Origin of the sequence: Pseudomonas sp. PDM22 (genome assembly GCF_014851965.1) — a bacterium.
GTDB lineage: Bacteria > Pseudomonadota > Gammaproteobacteria > Pseudomonadales > Pseudomonadaceae > Pseudomonas.
In genome coordinates, this window is sequence record NZ_JACVAR010000002.1 from 986,926 (window position 1) to 1,008,978 (window position 22,053).

General features: G+C 62.5%; 21 protein-coding genes. 9 read left to right on the top strand and 12 right to left on the bottom strand.

What is annotated here, in order from left to right; all coding sequences use genetic code 11:
• Positions 1-97: 97 nt before the first annotated feature.
• Positions 98-688 carry an NAD(P)H-dependent oxidoreductase gene (locus IB255_RS10170; RefSeq protein WP_192210195.1) on the bottom strand — a complete coding sequence of 197 codons (591 nt, stop codon included), beginning with the start codon at positions 686-688 and terminating at the stop codon, positions 98-100.
• Positions 689-852: 164 nt separating this feature from the next.
• On the opposite strand from IB255_RS10170, the gene IB255_RS10175 reads away from it, so the two are divergent.
• The gene (locus IB255_RS10175; RefSeq protein ID WP_081518052.1) at positions 853-1,146 is read left to right on the top strand and encodes a putative quinol monooxygenase; all 294 of its coding nucleotides are present in this window, start codon (positions 853-855) and stop codon (positions 1,144-1,146) included.
• 7 nt (positions 1,147-1,153) lie between these two features.
• Here the strand turns inward: IB255_RS10175 and IB255_RS10180 are convergent, their stop codons facing one another.
• Positions 1,154-2,593 (bottom strand): diguanylate cyclase, encoded by a 1,440-nt coding sequence (locus tag IB255_RS10180; RefSeq protein WP_318652753.1) that lies wholly within the window; start codon positions 2,591-2,593, stop codon positions 1,154-1,156.
• Positions 2,594-2,837: 244 nt separating this feature from the next.
• Between IB255_RS10180 and IB255_RS10185 the strand changes: the two genes are divergently transcribed.
• Positions 2,838-3,686, top strand: coding sequence for a CAP domain-containing protein (locus IB255_RS10185; protein ID WP_081518053.1), 849 nt, complete (start codon positions 2,838-2,840; stop codon positions 3,684-3,686).
• 4 nt (positions 3,687-3,690) lie between these two features.
• On the opposite strand, the gene IB255_RS10190 is transcribed toward IB255_RS10185, so the two are convergent.
• The 4 genes from IB255_RS10190 to IB255_RS10205 form a co-directional block, all read right to left on the bottom strand.
• Positions 3,691-4,212, bottom strand: coding sequence for a hypothetical protein (locus IB255_RS10190; protein ID WP_192210197.1), 522 nt, complete (start codon positions 4,210-4,212; stop codon positions 3,691-3,693).
• A gap of 183 nt (positions 4,213-4,395) precedes the next feature.
• Positions 4,396-5,232, bottom strand: a complete 837-nt coding sequence (locus IB255_RS10195; protein WP_151186420.1) for a bifunctional allantoicase/(S)-ureidoglycine aminohydrolase — start codon at positions 5,230-5,232, stop codon at positions 4,396-4,398.
• A gap of 187 nt (positions 5,233-5,419) precedes the next feature.
• A complete protein-coding gene (locus IB255_RS10200) occupies positions 5,420-6,304 on the bottom strand; it encodes a LysR family transcriptional regulator (protein WP_151186421.1) in 885 nt (294 codons plus the stop codon).
• Positions 6,305-6,386: 82 nt separating this feature from the next.
• Positions 6,387-6,659 (bottom strand): hypothetical protein, encoded by a 273-nt coding sequence (locus tag IB255_RS10205; RefSeq protein WP_192210199.1) that lies wholly within the window; start codon positions 6,657-6,659, stop codon positions 6,387-6,389.
• A 157-nt stretch (positions 6,660-6,816) separates the two neighbouring features.
• Between IB255_RS10205 and IB255_RS10210 the strand changes: the two genes are divergently transcribed.
• Positions 6,817-7,140: a hypothetical protein gene (locus IB255_RS10210; RefSeq protein WP_081518058.1), complete on the top strand. Its 324-nt coding sequence runs from the start codon at positions 6,817-6,819 to the stop codon at positions 7,138-7,140.
• A gap of 55 nt (positions 7,141-7,195) precedes the next feature.
• On the opposite strand, the gene IB255_RS10215 is transcribed toward IB255_RS10210, so the two are convergent.
• Positions 7,196-7,417 carry a DUF1654 domain-containing protein gene (locus tag IB255_RS10215; RefSeq protein ID WP_024763117.1) on the bottom strand — a complete coding sequence of 74 codons (222 nt, stop codon included), beginning with the start codon at positions 7,415-7,417 and terminating at the stop codon, positions 7,196-7,198.
• Positions 7,418-7,772: 355 nt separating this feature from the next.
• Here IB255_RS10215 and ycaC point away from each other — a divergent pair, with 355 nt between their 5' ends.
• On the top strand, positions 7,773-8,402 hold the full coding sequence (ycaC, locus tag IB255_RS10220) for an isochorismate family cysteine hydrolase YcaC (RefSeq protein WP_192210201.1): 630 nt from the start codon (positions 7,773-7,775) through the stop codon (positions 8,400-8,402).
• Between the two features lie 1,033 nt (positions 8,403-9,435).
• Here ycaC and IB255_RS10225 read toward each other — a convergent pair.
• The 4 genes from IB255_RS10225 to IB255_RS10240 form a co-directional block, all read right to left on the bottom strand.
• Positions 9,436-9,903 (bottom strand): Bro-N domain-containing protein, encoded by a 468-nt coding sequence (locus IB255_RS10225; RefSeq protein ID WP_192210203.1) that lies wholly within the window; start codon positions 9,901-9,903, stop codon positions 9,436-9,438.
• 234 nt (positions 9,904-10,137) lie between these two features.
• Positions 10,138-11,655 (bottom strand): P-loop ATPase, Sll1717 family, encoded by a 1,518-nt coding sequence (locus IB255_RS10230; protein WP_192210204.1) that lies wholly within the window; start codon positions 11,653-11,655, stop codon positions 10,138-10,140.
• A gap of 132 nt (positions 11,656-11,787) precedes the next feature.
• Complete coding sequence (locus IB255_RS10235; protein WP_192210206.1) at positions 11,788-13,035, bottom strand: ribonucleotide-diphosphate reductase subunit beta; 1,248 nt, start codon at positions 13,033-13,035, stop codon at positions 11,788-11,790.
• Between the two features lie 238 nt (positions 13,036-13,273).
• On the bottom strand, positions 13,274-16,162 hold the full coding sequence (locus IB255_RS10240) for a ribonucleoside-diphosphate reductase subunit alpha (RefSeq protein WP_081518062.1): 2,889 nt from the start codon (positions 16,160-16,162) through the stop codon (positions 13,274-13,276).
• Positions 16,163-16,932: 770 nt separating this feature from the next.
• Between IB255_RS10240 and IB255_RS10245 the strand changes: the two genes are divergently transcribed.
• From IB255_RS10245 to IB255_RS10255, 3 genes are read left to right on the top strand one after another with little or no spacing between them, the layout of a single operon-like run.
• Positions 16,933-17,637 carry a response regulator gene (locus tag IB255_RS10245; protein ID WP_192210208.1) on the top strand — a complete coding sequence of 235 codons (705 nt, stop codon included), beginning with the start codon at positions 16,933-16,935 and terminating at the stop codon, positions 17,635-17,637.
• Positions 17,638-17,640: 3 nt separating this feature from the next.
• Positions 17,641-18,201, top strand: a complete 561-nt coding sequence (locus IB255_RS10250; RefSeq protein WP_192210210.1) for a GNAT family N-acetyltransferase — start codon at positions 17,641-17,643, stop codon at positions 18,199-18,201.
• The gene (locus IB255_RS10255; protein ID WP_081518065.1) at positions 18,198-19,823 is read left to right on the top strand and encodes an ATP-binding protein; all 1,626 of its coding nucleotides are present in this window, start codon (positions 18,198-18,200) and stop codon (positions 19,821-19,823) included. Before IB255_RS10250 ends, IB255_RS10255 begins: the two co-directional genes overlap by 4 nt.
• A gap of 218 nt (positions 19,824-20,041) precedes the next feature.
• Here the strand turns inward: IB255_RS10255 and IB255_RS10260 are convergent, their stop codons facing one another.
• Positions 20,042-20,470, bottom strand: a complete 429-nt coding sequence (locus IB255_RS10260; protein WP_192210212.1) for a TOBE domain-containing protein — start codon at positions 20,468-20,470, stop codon at positions 20,042-20,044.
• Between the two features lie 126 nt (positions 20,471-20,596).
• Between IB255_RS10260 and modA the strand changes: the two genes are divergently transcribed.
• Positions 20,597-21,352, top strand: coding sequence for a molybdate ABC transporter substrate-binding protein (gene modA / locus IB255_RS10265; protein WP_192210214.1), 756 nt, complete (start codon positions 20,597-20,599; stop codon positions 21,350-21,352).
• Between the two features lie 11 nt (positions 21,353-21,363).
• A complete protein-coding gene (gene modB / locus IB255_RS10270; protein ID WP_192210360.1) occupies positions 21,364-22,050 on the top strand; it encodes a molybdate ABC transporter permease subunit in 687 nt (228 codons plus the stop codon).
• The last annotated feature ends 3 nt before the right edge of the window (positions 22,051-22,053 follow it).

Here is a 22,053-nt window from a genome sequence, read left to right on the forward strand (position 1 = left end):
AAGCGGTACGGCGTTCCCCTGCAGGAGCAGGCAACGCCCGCGATCGCGCGGGTGGCGCGCTCCTACAGGTTAAGCCCGGCGCCCGCGCTTCGGGATATCAGGCCTTGCCGCCCAGCACTTCGCTCAGGTGCTGCTGATAACGCACCACATCATTCTCGATGTTCGGGCGCTTCATCACGTCCACGCAGAGGAAGGTCGGCAGCGGGCTCATGCCGAGGAACTGGTTGGCCTTGTGGAAGGGGAAGTACACCGCGTCCACGCCCTTGCCCTCGAAGAAATCGGTCGGGTCGTCGAAGGCCTGCTGCGGTGCGTTCCAGGTGGCCGAGATCATGTACTGCTTGCCCTGCAGCAGGCCGCCGCTGCCGTACTTCTGCGAAGCGTCGGAGCGGGTACGGCCGTCGTTGGCGTAGAGGCTGCCGTGGCCGGCGGTGAACACCTCGTCGAGGTACTGCTTGACGGTCCAGGGCGCGCCCATCCACCAGCCGGGCATCTGGTACACGATGACGTCGGCCCAGAGCATCTTCTGCACTTCTTCCTGAATGTCGTAGCCGCCGTCGATGAAGGTTTCCTTCACGTCGAAACCGGCGTGGTCCAGATGCGCGATGGCGGCTTCATGCAGGGTCGCGTTGTAGCGGCCATCGGAGTGGGCGAACTGCTTGCCGCCATTGATCAGCAGGATCTTTTTCATGGTGTGGGCCCTGAGGTGAGAAATTGGATGGCGGCAGAATATCGAGCGCAGCGGGGCGGAAAAACCCGTTCTCGGACAAATGATCCGTGCGTGAGAATCAAGAATGAAGAGGATTGATTTGCGTCAGGATTAGGCAATCTTTTCGCCCCTCAGGAGCCAATCCGATGTACGCCTTCACCCTCCAGGCCCACACCCTTCCGGAAAAATCCCAGGCCTTCGAAGACCTGTTCCGTACCTACCTCATCCCCAGCCGCGCCGAGGAAGGCTGCATCCAGTACCACATGCTGCGCGACGCCAGCGACCCGACCCTGTTCACCTTCTTCGAGGTCTGGCAGAGCCGCGAGCACCTGGCCATCCACTCCTCGCTACCGCACATGCGCGAGTTCCACGAGCGGCGCATGGAATACCTGCGCCGCGATTTCGATATTCAGGAAGTCGAGGTCATGCAGCCGCGCTGACCGGCGCTCAGGCCACCACCTGGTTACGCCCGGCCTCCTTGGCCTTGTAGAGGTTGGCGTCCGCCGCATCGATCAGCGCCTGCAGGCTGTCCGCCGGTGTGTCCGAGGTGCTGGCCACACCGATGCTGATAGTCACCACGCCGCGCTGGCTCTTTTCGTGGGGCAGCGCGGTTTCCTCCACGTCGCGGCGGATCGATTCGGCGACCTGGGCGGCGGCGGCGCTGTCGCAGCCGGGGAGGATCATCACGAACTCCTCGCCGCCGTAGCGCGCCGCGCCGTCGTCCTCGCGGCGGCAGCCCTTGCGCACCAGGTGCGCGACATTGATCAGCGCCAGGTCGCCGCGCGGGTGGCCGTAGTGGTCGTTGTAGGCCTTGAACTGGTCGATATCCATCATCAGCACCGCCAGATGGCCATCCCCGGCACGGCGGCGCTGCCATTCGTGCTGCGCCTTCTCATCGAACCAGCGACGGTTGTGCAGGCCGGTCAGCGGGTCGGTGTCGGCCTGGATGCGCAGCTTGTTCTCCTTGGCATTGCGGCGCTTCAGGTGGCGGGTCAGGCGGTAGGCGAAACAGATGGTCGCGGCATTGATCGCCAGCAGCAGGCCCGCGGTGATCCAGGTGCGCCCGGTCCAGGTGTGGAAGATTTCCTCGCGGCACAACTCCACCGAGACCACCGCCGGGTAATCGCCGATACGCCGGTAGCCGCGCCAGTGGGCGCTGGCGCCGCCGATGCTCTCGTCGATCGCTTCGGCGCGGCCGGACGCGACAAAGTCATGGAAGGTGCCGCTCTCGTCCTCGTGCATGGGGTGCTGCGGCGGCCATTGCGTCAGCGGTGTGCCGTCCAGCAGGCGAATGGCGACCACGCCGCGTTGGCCCAGGTCAAGGCCGTGGACGAAGGCGTCCAGGTGATGCAGGTCCTTGATCGCCACGGCCACGCCCTGGAACTGACCGTCCTTGCCGACGATGGCGCGGCTGAGCGCGATGCTCGGCCCCGAGCCGGGATAGGACGGCAGGAACGGATGGCTGAGGTAGAGATGCCCCGGGTTGGCGCGCTGCGCGGTGAAGTACTCGCGGGCCGACAGGTCGCGGCGGGTTTCGCCGGCATGGTTGAGGTCCACCAGCAACTGCCCCTTGGCGTCGGTCACCACCAGGGTGCCGGACTGCAGCGCGCCCGCCGCGTGCCCCTGTACCAGTTCCTGCAGCACCTGCTGGGTCATGGCCGGTGTGCTGGGGCCGGTGATGACATTGGCGAGGGTCTGCAACGTCTGCGCGTGGACGTCGAGGTCGCGGTGGAATTCCCGCTCCACCAGCAGCAGGGTGTTGGTGCCGCTGGCGCGGGCGTACATCAGCGCGTCCTGCTTCATCTGCAGCATGTGCCAGCCGGCCAGCAGCGTGGCGAGCACGGCCAGGAGGAAGGTCAGGGCGAAGACATGCAGCGGTTTGAGCACGATGCCCACCTCCCGGGCGATTCAGGATTCATTCAGGTACCTGAATTGTCCGTGCTGGCGCGCGGCCTTCAATCGCAGTCCCGGACTCCCTTGTCCTATGTCAGGCGCGTCACGATTTCTTTTGCGGCGGGGTGGTGGCAAAGGTTGCCGGGTTTTTCCGCAAAGGGAACCGGAACGTCCCGGCCGCAGCCAAACGCCGAGAAATCACGCATCATTGAGCCCTTTTCGACCATCGGAGCCATCCATGCCCAGCCAGTCGTTCCTTCCGCGTAGCCTGTTGTTGTCGCTCGGCCTGCTGGCCGCCGCCAATGCCGGCGCGGCCGACCAGGATCAACTGCTCGAAGCCATCAACGCCTACCGTGGCGACGTGCAGTCCTGCGGTGGCCAGGCCTCCCAGGTGCTGCCGCCACTGTCGCCGGACCCGCGCCTGGCGCTGCCCGCTTCTGCGGGGGAGTGGAAGGCCGCGCTGAACCAGGCCGGCTACCCGATGAGCAGCGTGCGCATGCTCAGCCTCACCGGCCCGCGCGACGTGACGGCGGCCATGAAGGCGCTGCAGGAGAGTTTCTGCCAGGTGCTGCTGGACCCGCAGTTCGTCGATGTCGGCATCGTCCGCGAGGGTGATGACTGGCGCGTGCTGCTCGGTCGCCCGCTGCTGCAGGGCAAGCTGGGCACCTGGGAAGCCGAAGGCCAGCAACTGTTGCAGGCGATCAACGCGGCACGCGGCAAGGGCCGTCAGTGCGGCGGCCAGGCCTTCGGCCCGGCTGCTGCGCTGAGCTGGAACGCCACCCTGGGCGGCACCGCCGAAGCCCACAGTCGCGACATGGCCAACAACAACTATTTCGACCACAAGGGCCGCGACGGCAGCACGCCGGGCGACCGCGCGGAACTGGACGGCTACGCCGGCCAGCGCATCGGCGAGAACATCGCCGCCGGCCAGGGCAACGCGCAGAAGGTGGTGGACAGCTGGCTGGCCAGCCCCGGCCATTGCGCCAACCTGATGAACCCGCAGTACAGCGAACTGGGCGCAGCCTACGCGGCGGACCCGAAGAGCGACGCGGGCATCTACTGGACGGCCATGTTCGGCTCGCCCTGAGCCGTCATCGACCGCCGCTGACGGCGTCAGCCTCGCCGCCCTGGCGCTTCACCTTCGCCGCGAGGATGGCCGACTCGACCGCCGCCAGCGTGCCCGAGGCCGCGGGAAGTTCGAGCACGCGGCTCTCGGCGAGGGTGGAGACGCGCTCGCCGCTGTCCAGGGTGAATTCCACGAACGCCAGGTGCTCGGACCAGGAGCGATAGCGCCGCACCATGAACAGGCTGTGGCGGCTGCGTACCGAGCTGATCTTCTCCAGGGCGATCTTCCGGTGGCTTTCCTGGCCGCAGAGCACCAGTTCACCCTTGTCGATGAAGGCCGGTTCTGCCTTCGACACCCGCCGCCACTCCACGGCGAAGCGCCCGCCGAGCAGCAGCAGGCAGAGGGGCAGGGCGGAGAACAGGGGAACGACGCCGCTGAACATCTTGATCAGCGTGAAGGCGGCCATCGCCAGCAGGATCAGCAGCGTGGCGGCGCGGTAGAAATGGACGTTGTCGAACTCGGTCTGCGGCAAGAACCGGACTTCCATGTACCTGTTTCCTCGGCGACTGCAAAACATTTCCCAGCCAGACGTTTTAGCAGACCAGGCCATGCTTGCCACGCGAGACCGGTCACGCTACGGGCGACGCGCAAAAGAAAAACCGGCGCCTGGGCGCCGGTCTTTCGGGTGTCGCTGCGGAAACCTGGGTCAGTTCCCGGCTGAGCCTGCCACTCAGTGCGGCTGGTTCAAGGTCAGGCGCATGTGACGGTTCACATCCTTGTACAGCAGGTAGCGGAAGCGACCGGGGCCACCGGAGTAGCAGGCCTGCGGGCAGAAGGCGCGCAGCCACATGAAGTCGCCGGCTTCCACCTCGACCCAGTCCTGGTTCAGGCGGTACACCGCCTTGCCTTCCAGCACGTACAGGCCATGTTCCATCACGTGGGTCTCGGCGAACGGAATCACGCCGCCCGGCTCGAAGTTCACGATGTTCACGTGCATGTCATGGCGCATGTCCGCCATGTCGACGAAGCGGGTGGTGCTCCAGCGGCCTTCGGTGTCCGGCATCACCTTCGGCTCGATGTCCTGCTCGTTGGTGACGAAGGCCTCGGGCAGCGGTACGCCGTCGACTTTCTGGTAGTGCTTGCGGATCCAGTGGAAGCGGGTGTGCTGGCCGCTGGTGTTGCGCACCTTGTAGTCGGCGCCCGGCGGAATGAACGCATAGCCGCCCGGCTGCATCTTGTGCACTTCACCCTGCAGGGTCAGGGTCAGCTCGCCTTCGACGATGAACAGCACCGCTTCGGCGTTGATGTCCTGCTCGGGCTTGTCGCTGCCGCCCTGGGGCGCCAGCTCGACGATGTACTGCGCGAAGGTCTCGGCGAAGCCCGACAGCGGGCGGGCGATGACCCACATGCGCATGTTGTCCCAGAAGGGCAGGTGGCTGGTGACGATGTCACGCATCACGCCCTTGGGGATCACGGCATAGGCTTCGGTGAACATGGCGCGGTCGGTGAGCAGCTCGGTCTGTGCCGGGTGCCCGCCGTGCGGCGCGTAATAAGTGGATTTGGCCATGGGGTAATTCCTCATTGTTGTCTTGCTGCCCGGCGCGTGCGGCGCCGTGGTGAGCAATTGGTGCAGAGCGGCGCGCTGTCGGTGCGCTGGCCGTCGCTGGAAACCACGATATCCAGCGGCGTGTTCATGCACAAATTAAATGTTGGAATCCGCTGTATTCAATTTCTGAATGCTGCGGTGGTGGCGCTCAGCCTTTCGTGTCCTGCGCCAGAACCCGCGACAGCACCCGCGCCAGCTCCTTCACCATCGGGTCCACCGCCGGCCGGTGGAGCATCGCCACTTCGAACACGTCCACCGAGGGTAGCCCGATATTCTTCGGCAGCACGGCGTGCTCCATCGTCACCGCGCGCTGCGGCAGCAGACCGATGCCCATGCCGTCGGCGATGGCCGACTGGATGCCGGAGAGGCTCGAACTGGTGAAACTGATGTGCCAGCGCCGGCCAATGGATTCCAGCGCGGCGATCATCTCGTCGCGGTACACCCCGCGCGGCGGGAAGGTCACGATGGGCAGCGGGTCCAGTTCGATGCAGGCGTTCTTCGCGCTGTCCACCCAGCGCGTCTTCTCCGGCCAGCAGGCCACCGCCTCGCGGGCGTTCTGCCGCTGCTTGAGCAGCACCAGGTCCAGCTCGCCGCGGTCATAGCTGGCGGACAGATCACGGCTCAGCCCGCTGGTGACTTCCAGCTTCACCTGCGGGTAGCGGCGGTTGAACGCGGCCAGTTGCTCGGTCGTGCGCCCGGTGGCGAAGTCGTCCGGCACGCCGATGCGCACCGTCAGCGCCACGGTGGCGCCGGACAGCGCCTCGAGCATCTCGTCATTCAACGCCAGCAGCCGCCGGGCATAGCCCAGCAGCGTGTCGCCGGCGTCAGTCGGCAGCACATCGCGGTTGCCGCGCTCGAGCAGGCGGTGCCCGGCCATTTCCTCGAGCCGGCGAATCTTCTGGCTGACGGTGGACTGGGTCGAGTGCAGGCGCGTAGCGGCCGTGGTGAAACTGCCGCAGTCGGCCACCGTGACGATGGCGCGGAGCAGGTCGAGGTCGAAGAGGCGGGTATTCGGTTTATCACTGTCGCTCATGGCAGTATCGGAAATCTGAATGCGATACCGCTTTCTAGCAGCTCAGCCCGAGCCCCGGCAAATCACCTGGCGCCGCCGACGCTCAGAAGTCGACTGTCTTCGCCCAGGGATCGCTGACGCTGCTACCGCGCCGGTCGCCCTTGCGGCGGTCGTCTTCGAAGCGGATGGTTTGTCGTCGGTCGGCGCTGCAACGGCGCTCGGTGTGGCGGGTGTCGATCTGGAACTTGGCCCTGGGCTTGGCCGGCATTGCCGCAACGGGCGCTGCGGCGGGTTCCATGGGAACCAGGCTGAGTTCGTCACTGTTCAGGTCATCGAAGTTGAAATCACTGAGGTCGAAATCGTCGTCGAGATTCATCACGCGTCGCTCCACTGCAATACCCTCAGAGGTGAGCGTAGAAGCGTAGTGGCGTTGCGCCGTATCAGCCGACGGACTGCACGTCAGACGTTTCCTTCAGCGCGATCTAGACTCCAGAAGCTGACCCTACCGGGGGAATCACACGGAGTGCGTCTTCATGAAACGTCTACCGCTGTCCCTGCCGGTGCTGGCTGCTGTCGCCGCGTTGTCCGGTTGCATGAGCAACGAAGAGTTCCTTGCCTCGAACCAGCAGGCCGCGATCAGTGCCACTGAATCACGGGCGAAGTTCGAGCTCAATTGCGAGTCGGTCACCAGCAGCGTGCTGTCGAGCAAGGTCACCCAGGTGCGCCGTGCCATGGAGCGCACCGAATACACCATCGGCGTGCGCGGCTGTAACAAGCAGGCGACCTACATCACCTACTGCCTCAACCCCACCACCTGCAACGCCATCGCCGATACGGCGCGGACCAGCTCGCCGTAAGTCACCTGGGATGGGGTGTTTGTGGTCCATCCTGATTCGCTTTCCCTCTCGCCGATCAATCCAGCCAGCTGTGCCAGGCCAGTCGGATCGCGCCGTCCTGCAGGGGCAGCAGGGTCAGGTTCGGGGCCTGGCGCAGGTCGGTGACCAGTTGGCTCCAGGCGGCGGAGTCGTCGCTGGGTTCGCGGCGCAGGGTGATGCCGAGGTTCTTCAGGGTGGTCGGGTCTGCCAGCAGGGCGTTCACGCGGGCGGACAGCTGATTGTAGGTTGCGGCGTGCATGGGAGGCCTCCGGTTCGGGGTGGATGGAAATACTGTATGTAAATACAGTATTTCTTGTAAAGGCCTGGGTGATCGTTGGTAGGCTGATTTCTGAAGGACGTGAAATCGGGGGCTCTGGGGCGGTGCTTGGAGTGATGGTCGGCGTTTGCTCAGGGGCGCAGCCCCTGGGAGCTGTGGGTTTGCGGGGTGTCTGGTTGCTATCGTTCTGAAAATGGAACGCTAGAAGTGAATTTTGCCGTCTGGTGGATAAAGGGTGCCGAATTTAATCTTTGTTCCATGCAGTGACGCACTGCAAACGAGTCCAAACCTTCCCGGCCCAGCCGGCACCCACTGAAAGCAAATCGAGGATTTCACCATGACCAACGCCACCTACAACCGCCTGGACAAAGACAACGCCGCCGTACTGCTGGTCGACCACCAGGCCGGTCTGCTCTCGCTGGTCCGCGACATCGATCCGGACAAGTTCAAGAACAACGTGCTGGCGCTGGGTGACCTGGCCAAATTCTTCAACCTGCCGACCATCCTTACCACCAGCTTCGAAACAGGCCCCAACGGCCCGCTGGTTCCCGAGCTGAAAGCCCAGTTCCCCGACGCGCCGTACATTGCCCGTCCTGGCCAGATCAACGCCTGGGACAACGAAGACTTCGTGAAAGCGGTGAAGGCCACCGGCAAGAAGCAGCTGATCATCGCCGGTGTGGTGACCGAGGTCTGTGTGGCGTTCCCGGCGCTGTCGGCCCTGGCGGAAGGTTTCGACGTCTTCGTGGTGGCGGATGCGTCCGGCACCTTCAACGAGATGACCCGCGACGCCGCCTGGCGCCGGATGGAAGCCGCCGGTGCGCAACTGATGACCTGGTTCGGCGTGGCCTGTGAGCTTCACCGCGACTGGCGCAACGATGTCGAAGGGCTGGCGGCGCTGTGCTCCAACCACATTCCGGATTATCGGAATCTGATGACCAGCTACAACGCGTTTGCAGCTGGCAAGTAACAGCCCGCTGAAATGAAAACCGGAGCCTCCGTTGGGGGCTCCGGTTTTTGCTTTTTTGTAGGAGCGAGCTTGCTCGCGAACCGCATGGCACGGAATTTCCCCGTAGGAGCGGACCTTGTCCGCGAAATCCCTCGCGGCGGACTTCGCTCTCACCTGGGCCCATTGCGATGCGGTGCCCTTTGCAGGAGCGGGGATGCTTCTCGTTGGGTGTTCAGCGTCGCTTTGGCGTGCGCGGATGTATTGGGTTTCGCCCCCTCGGGCGACCTACTTTGGCAAACGCCCCAAAGTAGGCAAAGGTCTTGCCCCGGACATCCGGTTTTTCGCATAGGCGAAAAATTCCCTCGTTGAATCGAAGTTTCAGGGGCACGCCGCGAAGGGCCATCCCTGGCCCATCGCGGCTCTCGCGACATCCATGTCGCTCAACCCCTGAAACTCCAATTCAACGAGGCCTCCTGAACGGGGCCGTTCGGAGTGCGCGGGTATTTCTCTGGAAGTCTTTCAGAGCCAGGGCCAAAGCCAAAGCCAGATCGAGACGTTTGGACTTTGTAGGAGCGAGCTTGCTCGCGAACAGCTCTTGGCTCCTGCACTTTCTTTTAAAGTCTTCCAGAGAAACGTCCGCACACTCCGAAGTGCCCCTTTCAGGAGGCCGAAGGTGATCGGAGTTTCAGGGGGAGAGCGGCATGGATGCCGCGGAAGCCGCGACTGGCCATGGATGGCCCTTCGCGGCGGCCCCCTGAAACTCCGAGGAACCGAGGGTACTTTTCGCGAAGCGAAAAGCCGGATGGCAGGGGCAAGACCTTTTAGTTCCTTTTGGGGCGTTTGCCAAAAGGGACTCGCCCGAGGGGGCGAAACAAGAAGCCCGCGCGCACGCCGAAGCGGCGCAGAAACACCCATTCCCAAGCAACCGACCAACACCGGCGCAGAAACAGACGCCGGCCCTGCCGGCGGATCGCGGGCATGGCCCGCTCCTACAGGGGAGTCAGCCGGTCAACGGAAGAGCAGAGCGATGGGTATCGCTCCGCTCCACACCATCCTACGTCTTGCTCTCCGGCCCGAGGCTCAGCTCGGGCCAGTTCTGGTAGGGCACCCAGGTCACACCCTGCCACTTCAACACCGACAACGTCGTCGCCCCCCGCAGGAGCTCCCGTCTCGGCTCGCCAGCATCCAGCCGATGCTGGTCCCGCAACGCCGGAATCACATGCAGCGACAACCACTGCCGCACGCTGCGATTCTCCGGATGGAAGTAGTGAATCAACGCCGCATACACCGCCGACTCGCTGATCAGCAGCTCATCGACGTAATCGCCGCTGCCATCGCGCACCCAGGCGCGGCGGAACTGGTCGTCGTCCAGGTTGCGTTCCACGCGCTCGGCCAGCCATGGAACGCCGATCAGCCGGCCCAGGTCGTGGGCGCAGAACCAGCACTGGTCTTCCAGCAGCACGGCGCGCAGCAGGCGCTTGTGGCGGATGAATTCGGTGGGGGTCAGGACCTCTTCAGACATGGCGCACCTCCGGGTAGGAGGGAGAAGAGGACAGGTACAGCGAAGCGCTTTCGGGGTGAAGGCAAAGAGGGAGGGGCATATCCATTTCCTCAATGGGTACACCGCTGCTTTCGGGAGCAGTATTGCCGCTACGTGAAGCGTTTCTTAGGCGCTGGATAGAAGCTATAAAATTTTTTCTAGATGTCAAGCTTCGGTACATAAGTGTTAAGACTCATGCACCGAAGACTTTGGGCATTAATAGCTGTCTTCGGAGGACTCTTTTAGACCGAGATGTCTGATAAGTCCTGGGTGAACTTTGTATGTCTGTTCATCTTGGAATCCTTGAGTGGGACGATGGCATTTAAATCGCCATTTATTGTCACCCTTTTTGAATCCAATAATCGAGTTGTCATACATGAACTTCAGATTTTCTCTGAAATTTGTTCGTGTTATTTCGGGGTTTTTTGATTTTAGTTGGTCGAAAAAAGAGTCGGTGTTGAATATTGAATATCCAATATTCTGAAGACTGTCTATGTTCTCAAAGAGGTCTGGTCGCTGTACTCTCCACTCGTCGTGAAGCTCTTTGTACAGCCATTCACTATATCCTGGTTCTGCACTGTAAACGTCCTCTGCTCTCAAGGTATCATAGTTGAGAAGTTCGCTTTCTTCTTGGGCTTCTTCCCGCATTGTGGTGAGGAGACGGTTCATAAAGCAAATTATGTCACGTGGGCGGTAGAATGTTCTGCCCAGTATGTAGTTCTTTGGGCGATTTCTATTTCGCATTTCTGTTTTATCGAATAACTCATCTAAGGATGAGGGCGCTTCGATGTTTTGCAGTCCGGCGTAATATTTAATTCTGCGAAGAACTAATTTTTCTAGAGTGTCTTGGTTCCATGTTAAGGTTTTTCCAAAGTCCTCTAGGTGTTTGTTTTTGTCATTTATATCAAGGACGGAGAAGATGTCCTCCCTGAGGAAAATAATTGGTCTTACCTTTCCGCTGAATCTTTGAGTGTAGTCATCGCTAGCATGAATTAATCCACTTATGATCTCTTTGCAAGAGTTCGCAGATGCATCTACCCAGCCTTCGTCAAGTCTGTCAAAGATAAGGAAAATTCTTCTATCTTTGATTTCGGTCTTGATTAGTTGCTCAAGATATATGGTGAGGCCGTCTATGTTCTTGTTTAAGCTACTTAAGAGGTTCTTGTCTTCTTTTATTTCTTCGAAGCTGACTTCCCCGCCATTTGCGGATATCTGAAGGTCGTCGCTCTCCAAAGATGGGAGTTTGATATGGGCTAGTGAGTAGAGTTTTTCGCCAAGTATTGAAAACCACGAAGGGGTGGGTTCGCTGAAAAGCTTTTCAAGAATATTTTGTGCTTTTTTAATAGGCTTTGAAGCAGGGGCTCCTTCCTCTTTAAGCTTCTCAGAGAATGCCTTGATAACCTCAACGGAAAGGATAAAGCGCCAAGAGTCTTTCTGCTCGAAACCAGCAGCTTTCTCTCTGTTCGCAAGCAGTGCATGTGCATTCCAGCTGTAGCTAGAAAGTGAGAGAGGTATAACGATGTCGCTGCTTTTCGTGAATAAGTCGCAATTTGGGTCTGTGAGGTGCTTATATACGGCAGTTTTTCCTGCACCTTTTCGACCAAGCATAAGATACATTCTGTCGCTTACTACGATCTCTCTGGAAATTCCAGCGTCATAGAAATAGTGATGCAGGTTTAGGTCATTCTCTGCGGCTACTTCGCCAACCTTTGACAGCCAGTTGAGGACTCCCATGATCTCTCCCATTTTGTATTAAAAAAAACCCCGCACTAGGCGGGGCTTTGTCTTTTTATCACTGCCCCAAAAATCCATTTCGGTCTACAGCGTTTCTAATGGTCTTGACTTGCGGTGGTGCTACTACTTCCGTCAGTCCCAGCTCAGCGCGCCGCCGGTCTGGTACTCGATCACGCGGGTCTCGAAGAAGTTCTTTTCCTTCTTGAGGTCCATGATTTCGCTCATCCACGGGAACGGGTTGCTGGTGCCCGGGTATTCCTCTTTGAGGCCGATCTGGGTCAGGCGGCGGTTGGCGATGAACTTGAGGTAGTCCTCCATCATCGCGGCGTTCATGCCCAGTACGCCGCGCGGCATGGTGTCGCGAGCGTATTCGATCTCCAGCTGGGTGCCCTGGAGGATCATCTGGGTGGCCTCGTCCTTCATCTGGGCATCCCACAGGTGCGGGTTCTCGATCTTGATCTGGTTGATCACGTCGATGCCGAAGTTCAGGTGCATGGACTCGTCGCGCAGGATGTACTGGAACTGCTCGGCGGTGCCGGTCATCTTGTTGCGGCGGCCCATGGAGAGGATCTGGGTGAAGCCGCAGTAGAAGAAGATGCCTTCCAGGACGCAGTAGTAGGCGATCAGGTTGCGCAGGAACTGGCGGTCGGTCTCCGGGGTGCCGGTTTCGAACTTCGGATCGGAGATCGAGCGGGTGTACTTGAGGCCCCAGGACGCCTTCTTAGCGACCGAAGGAATCTCGTGGTACATGTTGAAGATTTCGCCCTCGTCCATGCCCAGCGACTCGATGCAGTACTGGTAGGCGTGGGTGTGGATCGCTTCCTCGAAGGCCTGGCGCAGGATGTACTGGCGGCACTCGGGGTTGGTGATCAGGCGGTAGACGGCCAGCACCAGGTTGTTGGCGACCAGGGAGTCGGCGGTGGAGAAGAAGCCGAGGTTGCGCATGACGATGCGGCGCTCGTCTTCGGACAGGCCGTCCTTGCTCTTCCACAGGGCAATGTCGGCGTTCATGTTCACTTCCTGGGGCATCCAGTGGTTGGCGCAACCATCCAGATACTTCTGCCAGGCCCAGTCGTACTTGAAGGGTACGAGCTGGTTGAGGTCGGCGCGGGCGTTGATCATCTGCTTGTCGCCGACTTGTACGCGGGCGGCGGAGCCTTCGAGATCGTCCAGGCCTTCCTGGATGTCCAGGGCGTCGAGGGCCTGCTTGGCGCGGGCGACGGCGTCGGAGTCGTCGGCGGATACGGCGCGCGCTTCTTCGACGGAGCCAGCGGCGTCGGCGTCGAGTTTGTCAGCGTTGTGCGCGGCGGCCTGGGCGACGGCCGGGGCGGCCTTGGCTTCGGTGGCGTCTTCTTTGTCGAATTCGTCCCAGCTCAGCATGGGTCCTCTCCTGTTCTGGATGGCCGTTCTAGGGCGGCCTGATGTCTGGTGGCGTGTGGTGCACGCTAAGAGCTTGTGCGTCTTCCGTCCTGCGCGGTGCGCGGCGGAGGAGGCTGTTGTTCGGTGGGGAAAAGGGGCCCGGAAGAGCCCCTCACCCTAGCCCTCTCCCAGAGGGAGAGGGGACAGTCCGTGCGGTCTGCCGTTTCGGTGTCAGCGCCGCTTTCGCGGCGCGCTCACCTTATTGGCAGGCTTCGCAATCAGGATTGTCGATGGAGCAAGCCTGAGGGACCGGAGCCGGCTGCGGCTCGGCAGCGGCGGCTTGCAGGCCTTCGTTGCCACCGGCCGACACGGCGTTGAGCTTGCCGGTGTTGATGGTGGACTTCTCGGTGCTGGTAGCGGCCAGGGCACGGAGGTAGTAGGTGGTCTTCAGACCACGGAACCAGGCCATGCGGTAGGTCACGTCAAGCTTCTTGCCCGAGGCGCCGGCGATGTAGAGGTTCAGCGACTGGGCCTGGTCGATCCACTTCTGGCGGCGGCTGGCGGCGTCGACGATCCACTTGGTCTCGACTTCGAAGGCGGTGGCGTACAGGTCCTTCAGGTCTTGCGGGATGCGCTCGATCTGCTGCACGGAGCCGTCGTAGTACTTCAGGTCGTTGACCATGACCGGGTCCCACAGGCCGCGCACTTTCAGGTCGCGAACCAGGTAGGGGTTGATCACGGTGAACTCGCCGGAGAGGTTCGATTTCACGTACAAGTTCTGGTAGGTCGGCTCGATGGACTGCGATACGCCGGTGATGTTGGCGATGGTCGCGGTCGGCGCGATGGCCATGATGTTCGAGTTACGGATGCCTTTCTGTACGCGGGCACGTACCGGAGCCCAGTCGAGGGATTCGGTCAGGTCGACGTCGATGTACTTCTGGCCACGGGCTTCGATGAGGATCTGCTGGGAGTCCAGCGGCAGGATGCCCTTGGACCACAGGGAGCCGTCGAAGGTCTCGTAGGCGCCACGCTCGTCGGCCAGGTCACAGGAAGCCTGGATGGCGAAGTAGCTCACCGCTTCCATGGACTTGTCGGCGAACTCGATGGCAGCGTCGGAGCCGTAGGCGATGTGCTGCAGGTACAGCGCGTCCTGGAAGCCCATGATGCCCAGGCCTACCGGGCGGTGCTTGAGGTTCGAGTTGCGAGCCTGCGGGACCGAGTAGTAGTTGATGTCGATAACGTTATCGAGCATGCGCACGGCGGTCTTCACGGTCTTCTCGAGCTTGGCGGTGTCCAGCTTGCCGTCGACGATGTGGTTGACCAGGTTGATCGAGCCCAGGTTGCAGACCGCGATCTCGTCCTTGTTGGTGTTCAGGGTGATCTCGGTGCACAGGTTCGAGCTGTGGACCACGCCCACGTGCTGCTGCGGGCTGCGCAGGTTGCACGGGTCCTTGAAGGTCAGCCACGGGTGGCCGGTCTCGAAGAGCATGGAGAGCATCTTGCGCCACAGGTCCTTGGCCTGGACGACCTTGAACACCTTGATCTTGTTGTACTCGGTCAGGGCTTCGTAATACTCGTAGCGCTCTTCGAAGGCCTTGCCGGTCAGATCGTGCAGGTCCGGAACTTCCGACGGGGAGAACAGGGTCCACTTGCCGTCGTCGAAGACGCGCTTCATGAACAGGTCCGGAATCCAGTTCGCGGTGTTCATGTCGTGGGTGCGGCGACGGTCGTCACCGGTGTTCTTGCGCAGCTCGAGGAATTCCTCGATGTCCAGGTGCCAGGTTTCCAGGTAGGCGCAGACGGCGCCCTTGCGCTTGCCACCCTGGTTGACGGCGACGGCGGTGTCGTTCACTACCTTGAGGAACGGAACCACGCCCTGGGACTTGCCGTTGGTGCCCTTGATGTAGGAGCCCAGCGCGCGGACCGGAGTCCAGTCGTTGCCCAGGCCGCCTGCGAATTTGGACAGCATGGCGTTGTCGTGGATGGCGTTGTAGATGCCCGACAGGTCGTCCGGAACGGTGGTCAGGTAGCAGCTGGAGAGCTGCGGACGCAGGGTGCCGGCGTTGAACAGGGTCGGGGTGGACGACATGTAGTCGAACGAGGAGAGCAGGTTGTAGAACTCGATGGCGCGAGCTTCACGGTCCTTCTCTTCGATGGCCAGGCCCATGGCCACGCGCATGAAGAAGACCTGCGGCAGTTCGAAACGGATGCCGTCCTTGTGGATGAAGTAGCGGTCGTACAGGGTCTGCAGGCCGAGGTAGGTGAACTGCTGGTCGCGCTCGTGGTTGATCGCGGCGCCCAGCTTGGCCAGGTCGTAGCCCTTGAGCTTGCTGTCGATCAGCTCGAACTCGGAGCCTTTCTCGACATAGGCGACCAGGGCCTGCGCATAGAGGTCGGCCATCTCGTGGTGAGTGGCGCTCTCGGCGACGCCCAGGAAGCCCAGGGCTTCGGCGCGCAGGGTGTCCATCAGCAGGCGGGCGGTGACGTAGGAGTAGTTCGGCTCGCGCTCGACCAGGGTACGGGCGGTCATCACCAGGGCGGTGTTGACGTCCTTCTCGGCTACGCCGTCGTACAGGTTCTTCAGGGTTTCGCGTTCGATCAGGGCGCCATCGACTTCGGCCAGGCCTTCGCAGGCTTCGCGGATGATGGTCTGCAGGCGGCCCATGTCCAGCGGCTGGGTGCTGCCGTCGGCCTTGGTGATGCGGATGCTCGGGTGCGGCTGGGCGATGTCGCTGGCGGTGCCGGCGGTCTTGCGCTCGTTGGCACGGGCTTCGCGGTAGATCACGTAGTCGCGGGCGACTTTCTGCTCGCCGGCGCGCATCAGGGACAGTTCGACCTGGTCCTGGATTTCTTCGATGTGGATGGTGCCACCGGAGGGCATGCGGCGCTTGAAGGTCGCGGTGACCTGTTCGGTCAGGCGGCGCACGGTCTCATGGATGCGCGACGAGGCGGCGGCGGTGCCGCCTTCCACGGCGAGGAACGCCTTGGTGATGGCTACGGTGATCTTGTCATCGGTGTAGGGAACTACGGTGCCGTTGCGCTTGATCACGCGCAGCTGGCCGGGCGCAGTGGCAGCCAGATCCTGAGCGGATTCGGCGGCCGTGGGCGCTGCGGCCTGCGGGTTCTCGCGAGTGGTGTCGATTTGCATGGGTGGTTGTCTCCACGTTCTCGTAATTTGGTGTGTTGCTGACGCCGGGGCGCCGTTCCTAGATAAAAAGAGCAAAAAGAGCAGTCGCCCGCGATTGCAGCCGCGAGCTGGAATTCTTCTGGAACAGGGGGAATGACCCGAAGCGCCTCCCTGGCCCATCTCGGGTGCCGGCTTTACGGGCCGGGACCACAATACCTAGTGGTGTTGAACGTTACGTTGCAACACCCGTACCGCATTTCCATCGACATGAATCGCTCCTTGCGGGTGGGCCCGCCTGGCACATCAGTACGTCTGGAATACGTTGTGGTGGAACCGGAGGAGCCGTGGAACAGGCTCGGGATTTCGACTTTCTTCTTGTGTCCGGTTCGCTGCTGCAACCCCAAGATGTAGGGGTATACCGCAACGGGGATACAAGATAATGCGCTAAGGGGGTGTTTGCAAGGCGGGGAGACGGGGAAAAGCTGTGGATAAAATGTGCATGGAATGTGGGTGAAGCGGGGTAACTCGCGCTATCCCTGATGCTGTCTGCCTTTCACCGTTCGTCGTGCCTGGCGACAGATTTTTCACACGCGTAGGGGGCGCTGCACGGGGAGGAACATTACCACAATATGTAGTGTTTCTGGCGCAGCAGCCCTTGACCTTTTTGCGTAATGCCTGTTTACGCCGTTGGCGTGCGGCGGCGCTGGCAATCTGGCTACAATGCCGGCCGCTTTTGCGGGCTCTCTATAGTTAGGGGGCCCGTGCTCGCTCATGGCGCATCAGGAGGCAAGGTGGAACAAGAAGCGCGCATTCTCATCGTCGAGGACGACCAGCGACTGGCCGAGTTGACCCAGGATTACCTGGAGAGCAACGGCCTGACGGTGTCCATCGAGTCCCATGGCGGCAAGGCGGTGGAGCGGGTGCTGGCCGAACGGCCGGACCTGGTGGTGCTCGACCTGATGCTGCCGGGTGAGGATGGGCTGTCCATTTGCAAGCGCCTGCGCCCGGACTATGACGGGGCGATCCTGATGCTCACCGCGCGTACCGACGACATGGACCAGGTGCAGGGCCTGGAGATGGGCGCCGACGACTACGTGTGCAAGCCGGTGCGCCCGCGCGTGCTGCTGGCGCGCATCCGCGCCCTGCTGCGCCGCAGCGAGCCGGCCGAAGCCGCGCCTGTGGTGGGCGGCAAGCGCCTGACCTTCGGCAAGCTGGTGATCGACAACGCGATGCGCGAGGCCTGGCTGGACGAGCAGACCATCGAGCTGACCAGCGCCGAGTTCGACCTGCTCTGGCTGCTGGCGGCCAACGCCGGGCGCATCCTCTCCCGCGAGGAAATCTTCAACTCCCTGCGCGGCATCGAGTACGACGGCCAGGACCGCTCCATCGACGTGCGTATCTCGCGCATCCGCCCGAAGATCGGCGACGACCCGATGCACCCGCGCCTGATCAAAACGGTGCGCAGCAAGGGCTACCTGTTCGTCGGGGAACTCTGAGCCGTGAGCGCCGTGCCACCGTTCCCCGAGCTGCACGGCGAACGCTTCCGCCTGCGGGCTTTCACCGATGCCGACCAGCCGGCGGTGTTCCGCGCGCTGTCGCATCCCGAGGTGATCCGCTACTACGGCGTCTCCTACGCGACGCTGGAAGCCACCCGCGAGCAGATGGAATGGTTCGAGCGCATCCATAAGGAAAGCAGCGGCATCTGGTGGGCGATCTGCCGGCCGGATGCGCCCGAGGACATCCTCGGCGGCTGCGGCTTCAACAACTGGCAGCAGGAACATCGGCGCCTGGAACTGGGCTACTGGCTGCTGCCCGAGCACTGGGGGCAGGGCGTGATGGGCGAGTGCCTGCCGCTGATCTTCCGCCACGCCTTCCGCGAAATGAACGTGCACCGCATCGAGGCCGAGGTGGAAACGGAGAACCTTGCCAGCGGCCGCCTGCTGCTGCGCCAGGGGTTCACGCTGGAAGGCCGGCGCCGCGAGTGCGAGGTGAAGGACGGGGCGTTCCTCAGCCTGGACAACTATGGGTTGCTCGCGCCAGCGGCAGAGTCCCGGCCATGAAATCCATCTTCCTGCGCATCTACGGCGGCATGCTGCTGACCCTGGTGGCGGTCGCCGCGCTGGCGGTTTTGACGTTGCACCTGGTCAACGACGTGCGTGGTGAGCGCTACCGCGAGGACCTGGCGCGCGGCACCTTCCGCCTGATGGCGGATGAGTTGCTGCCCATGAGCGAGGTGGACCGCAAGCGTGCGCTGAGCCAGTGGAGCCGCCTGCTGGGCATCCCGCTGAAGCTCACCAGCCTGGACGCGCTGGGCATGGAAGGGCGCAGCCGGGCGCGGCTGATGAACGACCAGGTGCTGGTGCAGGCCGGTGCGCCCCATGAAGTGAAGGTGATGACCCAGGTGAGCGCAGCGGAAGGGCTGGTCCTCACCGGCGAGGTGGAGCAGGTCAGCGAGCAGCTGGCGCGCGCCACCATCTACCTGCTGATGGACGAGCTCAAGCGCTACCCGGCCAGCGAGCAGCCCTATCACCTGGCGCGCATCGTCCGCGACAAGCGTTTCGGCTTCGAGGTGCACCTGCTGCGTCTGAAGGAAGTCGATCTGGACGACGACCAGAGCCGTCGTGTGGAGGAGGGCGACACGGTGATGGCGCTGGGCAAGGGCGGCGATTCGATCCGCGTGCTCTCCGGCATCCTCGACACGCCCTGGGTGCTGGAACTGGGGCCGATCTACCAGATGAACCCGTACCCGCCGCAGCTGCTGACGATCATCGTGGTGGTCGCGCTGACCCTGATCGGCCTGACCCTGTACCTGCTGATCAGCGGCCTGGAGCAGCGCCTGCGCGGCCTCGAGTCTGCTGCCACGCGCATCGCCCGCGGCAGCCTGGATACCCGCGTGGAGGTACGCGGCGCGGACTCGGTGGGGCGCCTCGCCGGGGCCTTCAACCACATGGCCGAGCAATTGCACCTGCTGCTGACGGTGCAGCGCGAGCTGGTGCGCGCGGTGTCCCACGAGCTGCGCACGCCGGTGGCGCGGTTGCGCTTCGGGCTGGAGATGATCGAGTCCGCCGAGACCGACAAGGCCCGGCGCAAGTACATGGAAGGCATGGATGGCGACATCCAGGACCTCGACCAGCTGGTGGACGAGATGCTCACCTACGCGCGGCTGGAGCAGGGCTCGCCGGCGCTGAGCTACCAGCGTATCGAGCTGGGCGCGCTGGTGGAGCAAGTGGTGTCGGAGATCGCCCCGCTGCGCCGGGAAATCACCGTCACCTGCGAGGCGGGTGCACTGGTGCCGTTCGACCAGGGCAGTTGGATCGAGGCGGAGCCGCGCTACCTGCATCGCGCGCTGCAGAACCTGATGACCAATGCGCTGCGCTACGCCGAAGGGCGGGTGCGCATCAGTTACCGGGTGAGCGTGGACCGCTGCCAGGTGGACGTGGAGGACGACGGCCCCGGCGTGCCGGAAGCGCAGTGGCACCGGCTGTTCCAGCCGTTCTTCCGCGCCGACGACAGCCGCGCGCGGGTTACCGGCGGGCATGGGCTGGGGCTCTCCATCGTGCGGCGGATCATCCACTGGCACGGCGGCCGCGCGCAGATCGCCAAAAGCGAAGTGCTGGGCGGCGCGTGCTTCACGCTGATGTGGCCACGCCGCCAGGCGCCGAAGGTCGAAGACAGTATTTGACCTTGAAGTCAAAAAATGCAGAATGCTGCGGTGCCATCACGGGTGGATGGCAGTCGCCGCGTCACTCTGCATGCCTTCCCTACGGTAAATAGCCCTTCCGGGATCACTCTCTCTTAGGGGGTATTGCAGAGTCACCGGTATCGTTATGTAATTTTTGCTATAACGATCGCTTGCAGGCACGGCAGGCGGACCTGTCAGCGACAGGCCCGCACAGGGTTTCAGGCAGGAACACCGAGGATCACATGGGACGCTTTGATCACTGCAGTCGCCTTCACGCCGGCCGCCAGGCCCAGCTCGCTGACCGCATCGCGGGTGACCACGGCCACCACGTCGGTGCCGCCCGGCAGGCTCAGCACGACTTCGGCATTCACCGCGCCGTCGGTGACCGATTTCACCGTGCCGGCCAGGCAGTTGCGCGCGGACAGGCGGATGCCGTCGGCCTCGGTCATCAGCATCACCCAGGGCGCCTTAACCAGCGCGATGACTTCCTTGCCCTGGGCAAGACTCAGGCTCTTCACGCTTTCCTCGGTGACGATCGCCACCAGCTCGCTGCCGCCGGGCAGGGCAACCACGACTTCCGCGTTGACCGCACCGTTGCGCAGTTGCTTGACGCTGCCCTTGAACACGTTGCGTGCACTGACCTTCATGAACTGACTCTCCTTGAACGTTTTGAATGGCCGACTTATCGCCGGACGTAACACGGGGCTGAACCGAGTTTATAGACCAGTCCTGACAGATCGAAGTTTTAAAACAACACCCACTGGAGCCTCACGATGAAACACCGCTTCGCAAGTCTTTCCCTGCTGGTCGCTTCCTGCTTCACCCTGCACTCGGCCCTGGCCGATGAAGTGCAGGTTGCCGTCGCCGCCAACTTCACCGCGCCGATCCAGGCGATCGCCAAGGACTTCGAGAAGGACACCGGCCACAAGCTGGTCGCCGCCTACGGTGCCACCGGCCAGTTCTACACCCAGATCAAGAACGGCGCGCCGTTCGAGGTCTTCCTCGCCGCCGACGACACCACGCCGAAGAAACTCGAGGAAGAGAAGGAAATCGTCCCCGGTTCGCGCTTCACTTATGCCGTGGGCACCCTGGCGCTGTGGTCGGCGAAGGACGGCTACGTCGACGCCAAGGGCGACGTGCTGAAGAAGAATGAGTACAAGCACCTGTCCATCGCCAACCCGAAGGCCGCGCCCTACGGCCTGGCAGCGACCCAGGTGATCGACAAGCTCGGCTTGAAGGACAAGGTCGCCGGCAAGATCGTCGAAGGCCAGAACATCACCCAGGCCTTCCAGTTCGTCTCCACCGGCAACGCGGAGCTGGGCTTCGTGGCGTTGTCGCAGATCTACAAGGATGGCAAGGTGACCAGCGGTTCCGCCTGGATCGTCCCGGCCGACCTGCATGACCCGATCCGCCAGGACGCGGTGATCCTCAACAAGGGCAAGGACAGTGCCGCCGCCAAGGCGCTGGTCGAGTACCTGAAAGGGCCGAAGGCCGCTGCGGTGATCAAGTCCTACGGTTACGAACTCTAAGCCTTCAAGGAATAGCGATGCCCCTCACGCAGGAGGATTTCCTGGCCATCCGGCTCACCATCGAGCTGGCCGCCCTGAGCACTTTGATCCTCCTGCTGATCGGCACGCCGATCGCCTGGTGGCTGTCGCGCACCCGCTCCTGGCTGAAAGGTCCGCTGGGAGCGGTGGTGGCGCTGCCGCTGGTGCTGCCGCCGACGGTGATCGGCTTCTACCTGCTGATCACCATGGGGCCTCACGGCGTCATCGGCCAGGCGACCGAGAGCCTGGGGCTGGGGCGTCTGCCGTTCACCTTCGCCGGGCTTGTGGTGGGCTCGGTGTTCTATTCGCTGCCCTTCGTGGTGCAGCCGTTGCAGAACGCCTTCGAGGCCATCGGCAACAAGCCGCTGGAGGCCGCCGCGACCTTGCGCGCGAGCCCCCTGGATACCTTCTTTTCCGTGGTCCTGCCGCTGGCGCGGCCGGGCTTCATCACCGCCAGCATCCTCGGCTTTGCCCACACGGTGGGCGAGTTCGGGGTGGTGCTGATGATCGGTGGCAACATCCCGGGCAAGACCCGCGTGGTGTCGGTGCAGATATTCGATCACGTCGAGGCCATGGAGTACGCCCAGGCGCACTGGCTGGCCGGCGGCATGGTGATCTTCTCCTTCTTCGTCCTGCTGGCGCTCTACGCGAGTCGCCGCGGCCGGTCGGCCTGGGCCTGAGGT